The sequence below is a fragment of the Variovorax sp. V15 genome, assembly GCF_041154425.1.
Lineage (GTDB): Bacteria > Pseudomonadota > Gammaproteobacteria > Burkholderiales > Burkholderiaceae_C > Variovorax > Variovorax guangxiensis.
In genome coordinates, this window is sequence record NZ_AP028659.1 from 6116670 (window position 1) to 6131100 (window position 14431).

18 protein-coding genes are annotated in these 14431 nt (G+C 69.3%); 8 read left to right on the top strand and 10 right to left on the bottom strand.

Going from position 1 to position 14431, the window contains the following annotated elements:
• Positions 1-8: 8 nt before the first annotated feature.
• Complete coding sequence (locus tag ACAM57_RS28960; protein ID WP_369659828.1) at positions 9-1481, bottom strand: MFS transporter; 1473 nt, start codon at positions 1479-1481, stop codon at positions 9-11.
• Positions 1482-1684: 203 nt separating this feature from the next.
• Here ACAM57_RS28960 and ACAM57_RS28965 point away from each other — a divergent pair, with 203 nt between their 5' ends.
• Positions 1685-2212, top strand: a complete 528-nt coding sequence (locus ACAM57_RS28965; protein WP_184639985.1) for a phosphatidylglycerophosphatase A — start codon at positions 1685-1687, stop codon at positions 2210-2212.
• A 37-nt stretch (positions 2213-2249) separates the two neighbouring features.
• Positions 2250-2762 carry a CinA family protein gene (locus ACAM57_RS28970; RefSeq protein ID WP_369659829.1) on the top strand — a complete coding sequence of 171 codons (513 nt, stop codon included), beginning with the start codon at positions 2250-2252 and terminating at the stop codon, positions 2760-2762.
• A 9-nt stretch (positions 2763-2771) separates the two neighbouring features.
• Here ACAM57_RS28970 and ACAM57_RS28975 read toward each other — a convergent pair whose 3' ends face one another.
• Positions 2772-3956, bottom strand: a complete 1185-nt coding sequence (locus ACAM57_RS28975; RefSeq protein ID WP_369659830.1) for a twin-arginine translocation pathway signal protein — start codon at positions 3954-3956, stop codon at positions 2772-2774.
• A gap of 78 nt (positions 3957-4034) precedes the next feature.
• Between ACAM57_RS28975 and ACAM57_RS28980 the strand changes: the two genes are divergently transcribed.
• The 3 genes from ACAM57_RS28980 to ACAM57_RS28990 are packed head-to-tail and all read left to right on the top strand — an operon-like array spanning position 4035 to position 5784.
• Positions 4035-4931, top strand: coding sequence for a LysR family transcriptional regulator (locus ACAM57_RS28980; RefSeq protein ID WP_369659831.1), 897 nt, complete (start codon positions 4035-4037; stop codon positions 4929-4931).
• Positions 4932-4969: 38 nt separating this feature from the next.
• A complete protein-coding gene (locus ACAM57_RS28985) occupies positions 4970-5464 on the top strand; it encodes a nuclear transport factor 2 family protein (RefSeq protein ID WP_126022183.1) in 495 nt (164 codons plus the stop codon).
• Entirely contained in the window at positions 5461-5784 is a 324-nt protein-coding gene (locus ACAM57_RS28990; protein ID WP_126022184.1) for a GNAT family N-acetyltransferase, read from the top strand. The genes ACAM57_RS28985 and ACAM57_RS28990 overlap by 4 nt, the downstream gene beginning before the upstream one ends.
• 103 nt (positions 5785-5887) lie before the next feature.
• On the opposite strand, the gene ACAM57_RS28995 is transcribed toward ACAM57_RS28990, so the two are convergent.
• Positions 5888-7072, bottom strand: a complete 1185-nt coding sequence (locus tag ACAM57_RS28995) for a nitrate/nitrite transporter (protein WP_369662490.1) — start codon at positions 7070-7072, stop codon at positions 5888-5890.
• Positions 7073-7124: 52 nt separating this feature from the next.
• Entirely contained in the window at positions 7125-7919 is a 795-nt protein-coding gene (locus ACAM57_RS29000; protein ID WP_369659832.1) for a UPF0149 family protein, read from the bottom strand.
• A gap of 55 nt (positions 7920-7974) precedes the next feature.
• On the opposite strand from ACAM57_RS29000, the gene ACAM57_RS29005 reads away from it, so the two are divergent.
• Positions 7975-9672 carry an FMN-binding glutamate synthase family protein gene (locus tag ACAM57_RS29005; RefSeq protein ID WP_369659833.1) on the top strand — a complete coding sequence of 566 codons (1698 nt, stop codon included), beginning with the start codon at positions 7975-7977 and terminating at the stop codon, positions 9670-9672.
• The gene (locus ACAM57_RS29010; protein ID WP_369659834.1) at positions 9669-10589 is read left to right on the top strand and encodes a hypothetical protein; all 921 of its coding nucleotides are present in this window, start codon (positions 9669-9671) and stop codon (positions 10587-10589) included. Before ACAM57_RS29005 ends, ACAM57_RS29010 begins: the two co-directional genes overlap by 4 nt.
• On the opposite strand, the gene ACAM57_RS29015 is transcribed toward ACAM57_RS29010, so the two are convergent.
• The 5 genes from ACAM57_RS29015 to ACAM57_RS29035 form a co-directional block, all read right to left on the bottom strand.
• Positions 10586-10828, bottom strand: coding sequence for a hypothetical protein (locus ACAM57_RS29015; protein ID WP_184639998.1), 243 nt, complete (start codon positions 10826-10828; stop codon positions 10586-10588). The genes ACAM57_RS29010 and ACAM57_RS29015 overlap by 4 nt on opposite strands.
• A 139-nt stretch (positions 10829-10967) precedes the next feature.
• Positions 10968-11216, bottom strand: coding sequence for a hypothetical protein (locus tag ACAM57_RS29020; protein ID WP_369659835.1), 249 nt, complete (start codon positions 11214-11216; stop codon positions 10968-10970).
• Between the two features lie 32 nt (positions 11217-11248).
• The gene (locus ACAM57_RS29025) at positions 11249-11464 is read right to left on the bottom strand and encodes a hypothetical protein (RefSeq protein ID WP_311737034.1); all 216 of its coding nucleotides are present in this window, start codon (positions 11462-11464) and stop codon (positions 11249-11251) included.
• 26 nt (positions 11465-11490) lie between these two features.
• On the bottom strand, positions 11491-11973 hold the full coding sequence (locus tag ACAM57_RS29030; RefSeq protein WP_369659836.1) for a T6SS effector amidase Tae4 family protein: 483 nt from the start codon (positions 11971-11973) through the stop codon (positions 11491-11493).
• 145 nt (positions 11974-12118) lie between these two features.
• The gene (locus ACAM57_RS29035) at positions 12119-12547 is read right to left on the bottom strand and encodes a putative toxin-antitoxin system toxin component, PIN family (protein WP_184640005.1); all 429 of its coding nucleotides are present in this window, start codon (positions 12545-12547) and stop codon (positions 12119-12121) included.
• Between the two features lie 116 nt (positions 12548-12663).
• Here ACAM57_RS29035 and ACAM57_RS29040 point away from each other — a divergent pair, with 116 nt between their 5' ends.
• Positions 12664-13131, top strand: a complete 468-nt coding sequence (locus ACAM57_RS29040; RefSeq protein ID WP_184640007.1) for a surface-adhesin E family protein — start codon at positions 12664-12666, stop codon at positions 13129-13131.
• On the opposite strand, the gene ACAM57_RS29045 is transcribed toward ACAM57_RS29040, so the two are convergent.
• Positions 13117-14370: a class I SAM-dependent RNA methyltransferase gene (locus ACAM57_RS29045; protein WP_369659837.1), complete on the bottom strand. Its 1254-nt coding sequence runs from the start codon at positions 14368-14370 to the stop codon at positions 13117-13119. The genes ACAM57_RS29040 and ACAM57_RS29045 overlap by 15 nt on opposite strands.
• Positions 14371-14431 lie beyond the last annotated feature (61 nt).

The window sequence follows — 14431 nt, forward strand, 5'->3', positions numbered from 1 at the left end:
TACTGCTTTCACCAGCTGCGCCGCGCGACGACGCGGTACGCGAGCCATGCCGCGGCGGCCGGCGCGAACGCGAATCCCGCGAACAGCCACACGGCCGCCGATTTCGCCCCCTCAGCGCCGCCCGGCACGCTGAGCCCCGCCGCGTTCGCCACCAGCCCCGCCACCGCCGCGCCCACGGCCATGCCGTAGAGCTGCACGGTGGTGATCGAGGCCGAGGCCAGCCCCTGCTCGCCCTTCGGCGCCAGCGACATCACGCGCGTGATCAGGTGCGGCCAGCCGATGCCCACGCCGAGCCCCACGGCCGCGAGCGCGAGGGCGATCAGCACGGTCTCGAATCCCGCGTCCATCTCACCCGGCGAAGGCAGCAGCCATGCGAGCGCCAGCAGCCCCAGGGTGCAGGCCACCGGTCCGGCGCGCAGCATGCGGTCGGCGCCCGCGCCGATGCGGCCCGAAGACAGCAGCGAGCCCGCGCTCCAGCCGCCCGCCATCGCGGCCGTGAGGTAGCCCGCCGCCAGCGGCGAGTGGCCGTGCAGCAGCTGCAGGAAGTACGGCACGAAGATTTCGGTGGTGCTGCCGATCAGCAGCAGCGCCACGCTGGCGTAGATGGCGCCCAGCGGCGCGCTCACGGCGTAGGCGCCGCGCGGCAGCACGCGCACGGCGGCGCGGCTGTCGATGCGGATGGCAGCGAAGCCGATGGCCAGCCCCGCCGCCACGCCGGCGGCCTGCCAGCGCAGGTCGGGCACGAGGCCGCTGGCCGCGATCGCCAGCACCGAGGCCGCGAGCAGGCCGATCTGCAATGCCGGCACGCGCGGCGCGGCGGCGGGCCGCTCGTGCCTCACGCCCATCGAAGGCCGCAGCTGCACGAGCACCAGCAGCGCCTGCCCCGCCGCCACCGGCAGCAGGAACCAGAAGGCCCAGCGCCAATGCCCGGCCTGCGCGAAGAGCCCGCCCACGGCCGGCCCGCACAGCGTGGCCACGCCCCACATGCCCGACACCAGCGCCACCGCGCGCGGCCACAGCCGCTGCTCGAACACCAGCTGGATCAGCCCGTAGCTCAGCGCCGCGAGCAGCCCGCCGCCCAGCCCCTGCACCGTGCGGCCGGCAAGCATCCACGGCATGGCCGGCGCGAGCGCGCAGCCGACCGAGCCGGCGCTGAACACCGCCAGTGCGGCCAGGCAGGCGCCGCGCGGGCCCAGCACCGCGAGCAGCCGCACCGACAGCGTGGCGCCGAGGATCGAGCCGATCACGAAGAGCGTGGTGCTCCAGGCGTACCAGTCGAGCCCGCCGATCTCGCGCACCACCGAGGGCAGCACGGTGGTCACGATGTGGACGTTGACTGCATGCAGCGCGACACCGCCGGTGAGCGCCAGCGCGCGCCAGCCGTTGCGGCCGCTGAAGAGCTCGCTCCAGGCGGCGGTGGAGGACGGGGGATGCAGGGCGGCGGAAGAAGAGGAGGAAGAAGGAGAAGACGCGGAAGCCATGGCGCAGGCCGGAAGGCCAGAAGAAGCGGAACGAGCCCGGATACTAGGCGCCGCCAATGAATTAAACAAGCTATTGCTTTGATAAATAAAACATCACCGGACCGCCCCACCTCCGGATGCGCGACACTCCTTTCCCGATGCAAGCCGCTTCCCCCAATACTTCGTCCCCGTCTTCCTCCTCGTCCACCACGACTTCCGGCGCCATGCCCCGACCACCGATGCGCCGCGCCACGCTGCGCTTCCTGCTGTCCCACCCCGCGCACTTCATCGCGCTGGGCTTCGGTTCGGGCCTCTCGCGCCTGGCACCCGGCACGGTGGGCACGCTGTGGGCCTGGGTGGCGTTCTCGGTGATGCAGTTGTGGTTCACGACGGCCACCATCGGCTGGATCATCGCGGCCTCGCTGCCCATCGGCTGGTGGGCCTGCACTGTGACCGCGCGCGACATGAACGTGGCCGACCCCAGTCCCGTGGTGTGGGACGAGGTGATCGCCTTCTGGATCGTGCTGTGGCTGGTGACCCCCGCAGGCCTGCTCGCGCAGACCGTCGCCTTCCTGCTCTTCCGCTACTTCGATGCCGCCAAGCCCGGCCCGGTGGCCTGGGCCGATGCGCTCTTCAAGCAGCGCGACGCCGTGCGCGTGAGCTGGTGGCGCGCGGGCTTCGGCATCATCCTGGACGACCTGGTGGCGGCCTTCTGCACGCTGCTGGTCATCGCGCTGTGGCGCGCGTGGTGAGCATCATCGATTCCTCTTCTTCCCTTTCTCCTCTCCCATGCAACTGAAGAAAGCCCTCGCGGACCACGACACGCCCGAACTGGTCGTGGTGCTGGCCGAGCTGCTGCAGAAAAAGGGCTGGATGCTGGCCACCGCCGAGAGCTGCACCGGCGGGCTGATCGGCGCGGCCTGCACCGACCTGGCGGGCTCGAGCGCGTGGTTCGAGCGCGGCTTCATCACCTATTCCAACGAGGCCAAGACCGAGTTGCTTGGCGTGGACGCCGGCGTGATCGCCGCGAACGGCGCGGTCAGCGAGCCGGTGGCGCGGGCCATGGCCACGGGCGCAATCGCGCACTCCCCGCCCTCGCGCGTGGCGCTGGCCGTAACCGGCGTGGCCGGCCCCACGGGCGGCACGCCCGACAAGCCGGTGGGCACGGTGTGGTTCGGCTGGTCGGTCGATGGCTCGGTGCGCACCGAGCGCCGCCGCTTCGATGGTGACCGGGCCACGGTGCGCGCGGCGACGGTGCACCACTCGCTGCAGACGCTGGTCGAGCTGCTGCTCGCGCGCTGAGCCTGGAATTCAGGCCGTCATGAAGTCGGCCAGCGGCCGGCGCGGCGCGGGCGGCACCGGCGCCATCGGATAGCCGAGGCGGCACATCATCTGCACCGTGGGGCTGCGCCTGTCGCGCGGCGGCGCGGTGCCCAGCAGCATGTCGTGCGCGGCGGCGTGGTGCGGCGCCATTTCGGCGAATTCCTCCAGCGGCTGGCTCATCGGGTGCATGCCCAGGCCCAGGTCGGTGGCGCGCAGCTGCTGGCGCACGTAGGCGCGGCCTGCCGCGATCTGCTCGGTTCGGCTGTTGCCGCGCGTGCTGAGCCAGATGAAGCCCATCGCGGTGTTGGCCTGGTCCTCGAAGAGCTGCAGGGTCTGGCGGAACGACAGGCTCTCCTCGGAAGCCGGCGTGCGGCGGTCGAACTGGCCCAGCGCGACGGCGATGCGCAGTGCCGGGTCGTTCAGCGAGAAGCCGTCGCGGTGCGCGAGGATTTCCTGAGGCCCGACGCGCAGCAGCCGCAGGTTTTCCATCGCCGTGCCGGGGGTGGTGAGCTCCACCCGGGCGGCCTCGGCGCAGAGCTTGCGCAGCGGCAGCACCCGCGCCATGTCCACCGTGCCGGCCGAGCTGACCATGCCGCCCGTGGGCACCATCGAGGCCAGGCCCTGCAGGATGTCGGCCGACACCGGCCGCGTGAGGTCGAAGCGCTGCTTGGGCGTGCGCCGCCGCAGCACCTGCGCGAAGAGCGGATCGGGCACGCCGCCGCCCGCCAGCCGCAGCCGCGCCACCGGAATGTGCGGCCAGCGCAGCGGCTCGCCGCTCAGTTCGCCCTGCGGCCACAGCTGCACGCTGGCCTGCAGGCCGTGCTGGGCGAGCGCCATCACCAGCAGCTCGATGAAGGCGCCATGGCCGATGAGCACCTGGCGGCCGAAAGGGTCGGTCTCGGGCTGCACGCGCTCCCGGTCGCAATACACCGCGATGGCGTCGGGCTCGCGCAGGTCGACCAGCCAGGGCTGGCGGTTGTAGGCGGTGGGGGCGGTGACGGCGTAGGCGACCGCGCGCTTGCGCAGGTCGGGCTCGTCGCCGGGGCCGTTCCATATCTCCAGCGCGGCGGCCGGCACTTCCGAGTTCAGCCACCAGGTCGCCAGCGCGGCCGCACCCGCCGCCACGACAACGCCGCCTCCCAGCAGCCGGACAAAGTTTCTACGCTCATCCATTGCGCGGATTATCGAAAGCGGGCCGCCAGTTAACAATGGCTTAAGCTTCCATAACTGCTATGCAGAACTGAATACCCGATGAGAGCGGACAACGACCTGGGCTTCGACTGGCGGCTGGTGCGCGCATTCCTGGCCGCGCTCGACCACGGCAGTCTGCTGAAGGCTGCGCGCGCGACGGGTACCAGCCAGCCGACGCTGGGGCGCCATATCGCGGAACTGGAGTCGCAGCTGGGCGTGATGCTGTTCGAGCGCACCGGCCGCGGCCTGCAGCCGACAGCCATGGCCGAGCGACTGGCGGACTCGGCCCGGGCCATGGAAAGCGGCGCGCAGGCGCTGTCGCGCAGCGCGTCGGGCGCCAGCGCGCAGACGGCGGGCTCGGTGCGCATCTCGGCCAGCCAGGCCACCGCGCGCCAGATGCTGCCGAGCCTGCTGGTGCGCATGCGCCAGGAACTGCCCGAGATCCAGGTCGACCTGGTGTCGACCAGCGAAAACAGCAACCTGCTGCAGCGCGAGGCCGACATCGCCATCCGCATGTCGCAGCCCACGACGGCCACGCTGGTGGCGCGCCGCATCGGCAGCTTCGCGCTGGGCGCCTTCGCCCATTCCGACTACCTGCGCCGCCGGGGCACGCCACGGCAGACCTCCGATCTGTACCGGCACGACGTGCTGGGCTACGACAGCATCGACACCATCATCCGGATGTCGGCCCAGCTGGGCACGCCGCTGCAGCGCGAGCATTTCTGCTTCCGCACCGACGACATGGGCGCCTACTGGGAGGCGCTGCGCCAGGGCATGGGCATCGGCTTCGTCAGCGAATCGCTGGCACGCACCGACAGCGCCGTGGTGCGGGTGCTGCCGCAGCTGAAGATCAGGTCGCTGCCGGTGTGGCTCGCGGTGCACCGCGGGATCCGCACCGACCGCCGCATCCGCGCCGTCTATGATTTCCTGGCGCGCAACATCCCCGCGTCCATCTAGACGCCGCGCCACGCCCACAACCAACGCCAAGAGGCCTCATGACCGCAGCCACCAATGCCCAGACCATCGAGCGCTTCTACAGCGCCTTCGCCAAGCTGGACGCCCCCGCCATGGAAGCCTGCTACGCACCCGACGCGGTGTTCGACGACGAGGCCTTTTCGCTGCGCGGGCGCCGCGAGGTGGGCGGCATGTGGCGCATGCTGGCCGGCGGTACCAGGGCCAAGGGCGCCGACGTGTGGAAGCTGACCTGGCGCGACGTGAAGGCCGACGACAGCACCGGCAGCGCCCACTGGGACGCGCACTACCGCTTCACCGCCACCGGCCGCATCGTGGACAACAGCATCGACGCGCGCTTCACCTTCACGCCCGACGGGCTGATCGCCACGCACCGCGACAGCTTCCCCTTCTGGACCTGGTCGCGCCAGGCGCTCGGCACGCCGGGCCTGCTGCTCGGCTGGTCGCCCATGCTGCGCAAGAAGGTGCGCGCCACCGCCGCAGCCAACCTCGCAACCTTTCTCGCACGACAGCCATGAGCAACACCAACGACACCGCCCTCGCCTTCTCCAACAACGAAGCCCAGCACCGCTACGAGGCCACGCTCGACGGCAAGCTGGCCGGCTACGCCGAATACAACCTGCTGACCGACGCGATCATGTTCACCCACACCGAAGTGCTGCCCGAGTTCGAGGGCAAGGGCGTGGGCTCGGGCATCGCGAAGCACGTGCTCGGAGAGGCGCGCGCCAAGGGGCTGCATGTGATTCCGGTGTGCCAGTTCATCGCGGGCTACATCCGCAAGCACCGCGACTATGTCGACCTGGTGCGCCCCGACATCCAGCGCGCCTTCAAGATTTGAACAGGGCTCGCCCCCAGGCTGCGCGCACTTCGTGTCGCTGCGCCACCCCCTACCGGGGGCAACGCCTGCGGCCCGGCAGAGCCGGTTCCGCGGTGTTCCCTGATCAGGCCGAAGAATTCTTCGGCGCGGGCAGCCACGCGAAGGCCGCGATGCCCGCGACCAGCAGCGCGGCGATGGTCGCCAGCACGGCCGTGAGCGGATCGGCGCCATGCGCCGCCGCAATCGATGCGGCCACGCCCGTGCCCCACTGCATCAATGCCACGCCGAGGAACATCGCCATCGTGAACACGGCCATCGCGCGGCCGGTGAGCGTGGCGGGATAGGCGCCGCGCACGTCGGCGTACTGCCAGACGATGAAGCCCGAGAGCACGCCGATCAGCACCATGCCGGCGATGTCGAGCCAGGCCGAGTGCAGCACCGCGATGAGCGCGAAGAGGCCCGCGTAGCCCAGGCCGCAGACCAGGATCCAGCGGCGGCGCGAGACGGCGTCGCTGCGGTCAAGCCGGCCGAACAGCGGCGCGCCGACGAGCGAGATCACCGACACCGCCAGCGCCACGTTGCCGCTCTGCACCAGCGAGTAGCCGTGGCGCTCCATCATCAGCGGGCCCAGCCAGAGGCCGCGCAGCGAGATGAAGGCGGCGTAGGTGACGGCGCCCAGCACCATGATGCCCAGCGTGTGCGGCATGGCGAAGAGCGCGCCGAACTGGCGGATGGCCTCGGGGACCGACTCGCGCTTGCCCGCCGAGGCCGTGGCGGGCTCATGCACCCAGAACCAGATCGCCAGCCACGCCAGCGCCGCGGCGAGGGCCAGCACCAGGAAACCCGCGCGCCATGAATACGCCTGCACCAGCCAAGCCAGAGGCGTGCCGGTGACCAGCATGCCCACGCCGCCGATGGCCAGCACCATGCCCGACACGGTCGCGAAGCGCGCCGGCGGAAAGTGCCGCGCGATGAACACCGTGCACACCAGGAAAGCCGGCGCGCAGCCCACGCCGATCAGCGCCTGCCCCACCACCAGCACCAGGTAGCTGGACGACACCGCCGACAGCAGCGCCCCCGCGATCGCGACAGGAAAGGCAACCAGCACCGTGCGTCGCACGCCGTGCAGGTCGATGCCGATGCCCATGAAGAGCTGCATCGCGCCGAACGCAAAATGAAAAGCCCCCGAGAAGATCCCGAGGGCCTGTGCCGAAAGATGGAAATCGGCCTGCAGCGGACTCGCCATGATGGCGCCCACCGTGCGGAACGCCTGGCTCAGCGCGACCCCGGCGCACAGCGCCAGGACCATCGCCCAGGCCGCGCGCGGCGTCAGGGGCGCAGCATCGCCGGCGGTGCCGCTGTCAGGTGGCACCGTGGCACTTCTTGTACTTTTTGCCGCTGCCGCAGGGGCATGGATCGTTGCGGCCAGGGGTTGCTTCCTTGCGGATGGTCTCGGCCTTCGGCCCGAGGCTCTTCCAGAGCTGGCGCAGGTCGTACACCGCCCAGATGGCGGCGCCGAAGTCGTCGAGCCGCTGCTGGCTCACGCTGGGCGGTGCCTCGTCGCTGTACATCGACAGCGTGGGCTTGCCGGTGTCGTCCTCGGTGAGGGCGACGATGTTGTCCAGCGCGTCGTTCAGCATGCGCGCGGCGTCCTTGTCGCGCGGCTCGGCCCAGTCCTCGGGCCAGTTCTCCACGGCGTACATGAAGCCCAGCGCCCAGACCTGGGCGAAGGAGGGAATGGCCTCGCCGGCCACTTCGGCGCGCTCTTCCTCGGGCAGAGAGGCGATGGCGCCGCGGGTGTCGAGCACCTCGGGCTGCCAGCTGCGTTCGTCGTCGAGGGTTTCGACGGGGGCGTCGAGGCCCTCCTCGATCTCGATCCAGCGGCGCTTCCAGTTCCAGACGAACTCCATGTGCTGGGCGGACGAGAAGTTGTCGCCCAGCAGGACGGGCCAGTATTCGGACGGCATGATGGGCCGGCGGGTGCAGATCAGGGCGGCCATGAAGCCCTCGCAGAACTCCCACTGGGGGATTTCCTCGTCATGCTCGCGCATGGCGTCGAGGGCCTGGTCGAGGGCGTCGAAATCGTCGGGACCGAGGGGAGTGCGGGCTGCGGGGGTGCTGTCGGGAGGCGAAATGGGGTCGGGAATGGTCGTCATGGCAAGTTCGAGGCAGCCCTCTATGATGCAGCAGGCCACGGTCGAGACTATTTCTATGCCCACGATTATTCCGTTTCCGACGCGCTACAGCGCCTTCGCCCTGTGCGTGGTCGGTCTGGCGGCCTGCCTGGCCTTCGTGCTGGTTTCGCCGCACCTGTGGCTGGCCTGGATCGGGGTGGCGGTTTTCGCGGTACTCACAGGTACCGGCGTACACGACCTTCGGCAGGCCCGGCACGCCATCCTGCGCAACTACCCGGTGATCGGCCACCTGCGCTTCCTGCTGGAGTTCATCCGCCCCGAAATGCGGCAGTACTTCATCGAGAGCGACTCCGAGGCCGCGCCCTTCTCGCGCGCCCAGCGCTCGCTGGTGTACCAGCGCGCCAAGGGCGACCCCGACAACCGCCCCTTCGGCACGCAGATCAACGTGACCATCGCGGGCTACGAGTGGATCAACCACTCGATGCGGCCGACCAAACTGGCCGGCCACGATTTCCGCATCGTGATCGGCGGCACGCCGCAGCCGGCCGGCGCGAACCCGGCGCAGGTCTGCACGCAGCCGTACAGCGCCAGCGTGTTCAACATCTCTGCGATGAGCTTCGGGGCCCTGTCGGCCAACGCCATCCTCGCGCTCAACAAGGGCGCGAAGATGGGTGGCTTCGCGCACGACACCGGGGAAGGCTCGATTTCGCAGCACCACCGCGTGCACGGCGGCGACCTGATCTGGGAGATCGGCTCGGGCTACTTCGGCTGCCGCAACGACGACGGCAGCTTCAGCGAGGAACGCTTCACCGCCAACGCGCGCGACCCGCAGGTGAAGATGATCGAGATCAAGCTGAGCCAGGGCGCCAAGCCCGGCCACGGCGGCGTACTGCCGGCCCCCAAGGTCACGCCCGAGATCGCGGCAGCGCGCGGCGTGCCGGTGGGCGTGGACTGCATCTCGCCCGCCTCGCACAGCGCCTTTTCCACGCCTACGGAAATGATGCATTTCGTCGCCCGGCTGCGCGAACTCTCGGGCGGCAAGCCCACCGGCTTCAAGTTCTGCCTGGGCCATCCGTGGGAATGGTTCGGCATCGTCAAGGCGATGCAGGCCACCGGTATCACGCCCGACTTCATCGTGGTCGACGGCGCCGAGGGCGGCACCGGCGCGGCGCCGGTCGAGTTCAGCGACCACGTGGGCGCGCCGCTGCAGGAAGGGCTGCTGCTGGTGCACAACACGCTGGTGGGCGTGAACCTGCGCCACCGCATCAAGATCGGCTGCGCCGCCAAGGTGATCACCGCCTTCGACGTGGCGCGCATGATGGCGCTGGGCGCCGACTGGTGCAACGCGGCGCGCGGCTTCATGATGGCCCTGGGCTGCATCCAGGCGCAGAGCTGCCACACCGGCCACTGCCCCACGGGCGTGACCACGCAGGACCCGCTGCGCCAGAAGGCGCTGGTGGTGCCGACCAAGGCCGAGCGGGTGCAGAACTTCCATCGCAGCACGCTGCACGCGCTGCAGGAGCTGGTGCAGGCCGCGGGCCTGGACCATCCGCAGCAGATCACCGCGCACCACATCGTGCGCCGCATTTCCGACACCGAGGTGCGCCTGTTGAGCAACCTGGTGATGCAGGTGCAGCCGGGCGCCCTGCTCGGCCCGCTCGACGAGCAGCACAATGTCTTCCGTACCTACTGGCCGCTGGCCAGTGCAGAGAGTTTCCAGCCCGTCACGCAGGGCCCGCAGGGGCTGGTGGCGGGTTTCGCAATGGCCGCATGAACCCACTGAGTAGAGGCGCCAGCCGGCGCCCGCAAACGCGCAAGGGCGCAGCTTCGGCGCCCGCGCCCCTTGACGCGATTTCTCCCAGCCCGCCCGCGCCCGGCGACTACGCCGAGTTCCTGCGCGCGACCCTGCCGCAGCAGCAGAAGAACGTGGCCAGCCACCGCTTCGGCAGCGAGCGCGTGTGGCTCAAGAAGGCCGGCCCGCGCCACGGCAAGTGGGGCTACCGCGTGATGGCGGCAGTCGCGCGCATGGCGCGGCTGGACATCATCAAGCCCGTGCCCAACCCCGGCGGCGAGGCCGCCATCGCCACCGAGGCGCGCCGGCTCAAGCAGCTCGCCGCCGCCGGCCTGCGCGTGCCGGTGGTGCTGGCGCAGCAGCCCGACGGCCTGCTGATTTCCGACCTCGGCGAAAGCGGCCGCGCGACCGTCGTGCTGCAGGAGCGGCTCGACCAGGCCGCGGCCGCCGGCCCCGCCGCGCTGCTGTCGGTATGGCGCGAAGGCCTCGCCGCCATCGCCGCCGTGCACGTGCGCGGCCAGCACCTGAGCCAGGCCTTCGACCGCAACCTCGTGCAGTGCCCCGACGGCGTGATCGGCTACATCGACTTCGAGGACGACCCCGCCGAGGTCATGACCCTGGCCGAATGCCAGGCCCGCGACTGGCTCAGCTACCTGCACTCCACCGCCATGATGCTCGAGGCCGCCGCGCCGCAGGCCGCAGGCCAGCACTGGCACGCGGCCCTGGCCGGCGTGGGCGAAGAGGTGCGCGAGCGCATCGCCAATGCGGCAAGGCGCATGAAGTGGGCGCAGAAACTGCCGGCCAGCCGGCGCTGGGGGCGCGACACGCAGCGCGTGCGGGCGGTGGCGCGGCTGCTGGGGCGGTGGCATCTGCAGCCTGGCAATGGGGTGCAGCACTAGCGGCGGTCGAGGCGCTTCTGCCGCCACTTGCGGAACAGCCGGTCGCCGAGCCAGCCTCCAGCAGGCAATGCGACAAGCTGGATGGCAAGCGCAACCATGTACGCGCGACTCAAGTCGTCGTCATTCTTCGCGAAGTTGAGTTCGTACCACTGGCCCGCCTGGCCGATGAGCTTGTAGAAAAAGAGGCCGAGCATGCCCGCTCCGGCAAGGATGGAAAGCACTCGGATTGCAAGGCTCATGACGCGATTCGGAAGGAGCTGCACACGGGGCGGGGTGTCGCCGGGCGCCCTTCGACATGCGGAAACTGGCAGCGGCGCGGCAGCCTCCTTGCAAGGCCCAAAAGCAACCGAAGCGTCAAGACGGCTATTGCCGATCGGCTCATTTCTTCAGCCATTTGCGAACCAACCAATCGCCAAGCCAGCCCCCAGCGATGAAACAAAGGACTTGTATTGCAAGGGCAATTGCGAAGGCTTGCGTCAGATCGCTCTCGCTTTGAGCCTTGTTCATTTCGTACCAGTGGCCAATGGATACGAGGAGTCCCTTGGTCACAACAAAGCCGAGTCCGAGTCCGCCCAGCACGATGCCAATGAGGCGAAGCAGAGCTTTCGAGTGATATCCCGGATTCATATGCGTTGCAGTGGCGACGCTTGGCAGAGGCTCTATACGCGGTCGGACTGTCTCTTACGCCACTTGCGAAACAGCCGATCGCCGAGCCAGCCGCCGATGGCGGCGGCAATCGCCTGGACAGCAAGCGAGAGTGCATAGAGATCAGACAGGTCGTCGAAACTCCGAGCCCGATTCACTTCGTACCATTGACCCGCAGGGATGAGCACGCATACCGCAACGAGAAAGCTGAGCGCCAGCGCGCCGGCCACGATGCAGAGCACTCGAGCAAGTAGTTTCATAAGACAGGCCAGAACCATATGGCTTGTGCTTGGCGCATGTCGGTCAACACTCCTTCCCATGAGATGTGCCACTGAATCAGAAACCACGAAGACCGCTTCGTCATCCGCGAACCATTCCAGAGATCAATGTGGTCACCCTGCCGCCCCTCGCCCCAATAGTTCTGGACGAACACGATACCCGTGCGCCCCGCGACTTTCTCGAACCCATCCTTGCCCGAGTACTTCTCGGTGCGAGACATCAGACCGGCCTTGCCCGAGTCCAGCCAGTTCGCCAGCTCCTGGGCCCTGATCGGGTACTTCGGGCTGTCCTTCTGCCACGAGTAGACGCCCGGAAAGCTGCCGAGGCTCAGGCTGGAGCGGATGAATGCCGCTCCAACGTTGATGGCACATTGATCCTTGTAGATGTTCTTGTCCAGCAAGGCATCGTCGCCCTTGATCGTCGGGTGGTTTGCCCAGAGGGCCGCGAAGGATGGCTGCATGATTTCCAGTTGCTCGAGGCAAGCGGAACCCCGCGATGCCGTCACCGCAACCCCTCGCCCTGCTGAAAATGTAGAGCCGCTTCCAGCAAATTCGGTGATGAAAAGGTTGTCAATTGATTCCTGACGCCAGGAACCAACATCGCCGCTAGCCCGCGTACGCCGCCTGCACCACCACCCCGCGCAGCGCCAGCCTCTTCTTCATCGACAGCACCGCCCGGTCCTTGCTCAGCAGCAGCGCCCTGTGCGCCACGGCGAGGTCGATGAAGATCTGGTCGTCGGGGTCGCTGCACACGCAGGGCGCGCGCGGCGGCGTGCCGTCGAGCATGCGCACGCGTGTGTCGAAGTCGGCGAGCACCGCGGGCGGCTGCAGTTCGCGCTGGGCCATGCGCCGGGCGATCAGCGGGTAGCCCAGCACCCGCTCCAGTTCGACGCGCATGGCGGCGGTGGCGAGCCAGCGCAGCTCGCCGGCGGCCAGCCGGGCGGCCAGCGGGGCCCAGGCGGGGTCTTCGAAGACCAGCAGGTCGAGGGCGATGTTGGTGTCGATGACGACGGGGCCGGGTTCTGTCAACGTCATGGAATGTTCAGGAAATCCGGCCGATGTTGCACCATACGAGGCCGGCGCCAGTTCCATGCCGCCGGTACGCGAAAATACCCGTCCGCATACGCCTTCCTTCGACCACGCCTTCCTTCATGAAACGAATACCGCTGCTCTGCCTCGCCCTGCTCGCCTCGACGGGTGTCAGGGCCGAGTGGCTGACCCTCACGGGCACGCCCGGGGACGCCGCCAGCAGCTATGTGCAGGTCGATCCGAGCAGCATCGAGGTGGACGGCTCGCGCCGCAACGTGGCGCTGCGCATGAACCTGAGGGAAGGCCGCCTCAACCGTGACGGTGTCAGGTTCCGCTCGTTCCAGGGCGTCGCCACGGTCGATTGCGACGCCCGCAGCGCCCGCTATGTGAGCGCGAGCTACTTCTCGTTGCCCAATTTCGTGGGCGAACCGGTCCAGGTGAAGCATTTCGAGGAAGGCGACGTTCGCCCGGTGACACTGCCTGGCGCGCCGACCGAGATGGCCGCGCGCATGGTCAACGCGGCGTGCGCCGTGCGGCCGAAGCAGGCGCCCCGGTCCGAGGACGCCGGCGGCGAATCACCGCCGCGCTGAGCCCGCGACCATGTCGAAGCGGAACAGGCGGCATTCGATGGGGCCGTTCCACATCGGCACGCGGCGCGACTCCTTCAGGCGCATCTGCCTGGGCAGCTTCAGGTCGGGCGTGAGCACCCAGGCGGTCCAGCCGGCGTAGTTCTTCTTCCAGTGGGCGGCGAGCTGGGGGAAGAAATCGCTGCCGTCCCCTTCGGAAGACTGCGCCGCCTCGCGCGCACCAGGGCGACCTCCTCCCCCTGCGCCAGCCACGCCGCCCACGGCGATGCGCTCGCCGTACGGAGGGTTGAGCATGATCACCCCGCCGCCTTCCACGGGCGGCATGCGCTGCAGCGCGTCGCCGCCGCGGAACTCGACGGCCCGCGCCACGCCGGCGCGCTCGGCATTGCGCTGGGCGAAATCGACCATGCGGTGCGACACGTCGGAGCCGAAAACCGCCGGGGCGCCGTCACCGGCCACGGCCGCCTCGGCGTCCTTGGCCTCCTGCCTGATCGCCGACCACACGTGCGCCTGGAACGGCAGCAGCTTCTCGAAGCCGAAGCGCCGCAGCGATCCGGCTGCGATGCCGCTCGCGATCTGCGCCGCCTCGATGGCGATGGTGCCGCTGCCGCAGCAGGGGTCGTACAGCGGCTGGCCCGACACCTCGCCGGTCTCGGGGTTCCACCAGCCGCTGGCGGCCAGCATGGCGGCGGCCAGGGTTTCCTTCAGCGGGGCGTCGCCCTTGTCCTGGCGCCAGCCGCGCTTGAAGAGCGGCTCGCCGCTGGTGTCGATGTACAGCGTGCAGGTGTCTGTGGTCAGGTGAGCGAACACGCGGCAGTCGGGCCACTGGGTCTCGATGCTCGGGCGCACGCCGTTGGCCTTGGCGCGGAAGCGGTCGGCAATGGCGTCCTTGATGCGCAGGGTGGCGAAGTTCAGGCTCTGCAGCGGGCTGTGCTGGGCGGTGGTCTCGATCTTGAAGGTCTGCTTCGGTGTGAACCAGATCTCCCAGGCCACGCCGCTGGCGATGGCGTAGAGGTCGTTCTCGTTGCGGTAGGGGGCGTGGGCCAGCTCGACCAGCACGCGCTGTGCCAAGCGGCTGTGCAGGTTGAGCTTCAGGCCGTCGCGCCAGCCGGCGCGCACGCGCACGCCGCCGCGCAGGGAGAGCAGGTCTTGCCCGGCGCGGCCGGTCAGGGCGTGCACCTCCTGGGCAAGGAATTCCTCGACGCCGGCGGCGCAAGGCAGGAAAAAGGAGAGATCGTTCACGGAAAACTGGCTACCGGTAAGCCCGAAGCCCGACTAGGGGACTCCATTGTCGCCGCGACGC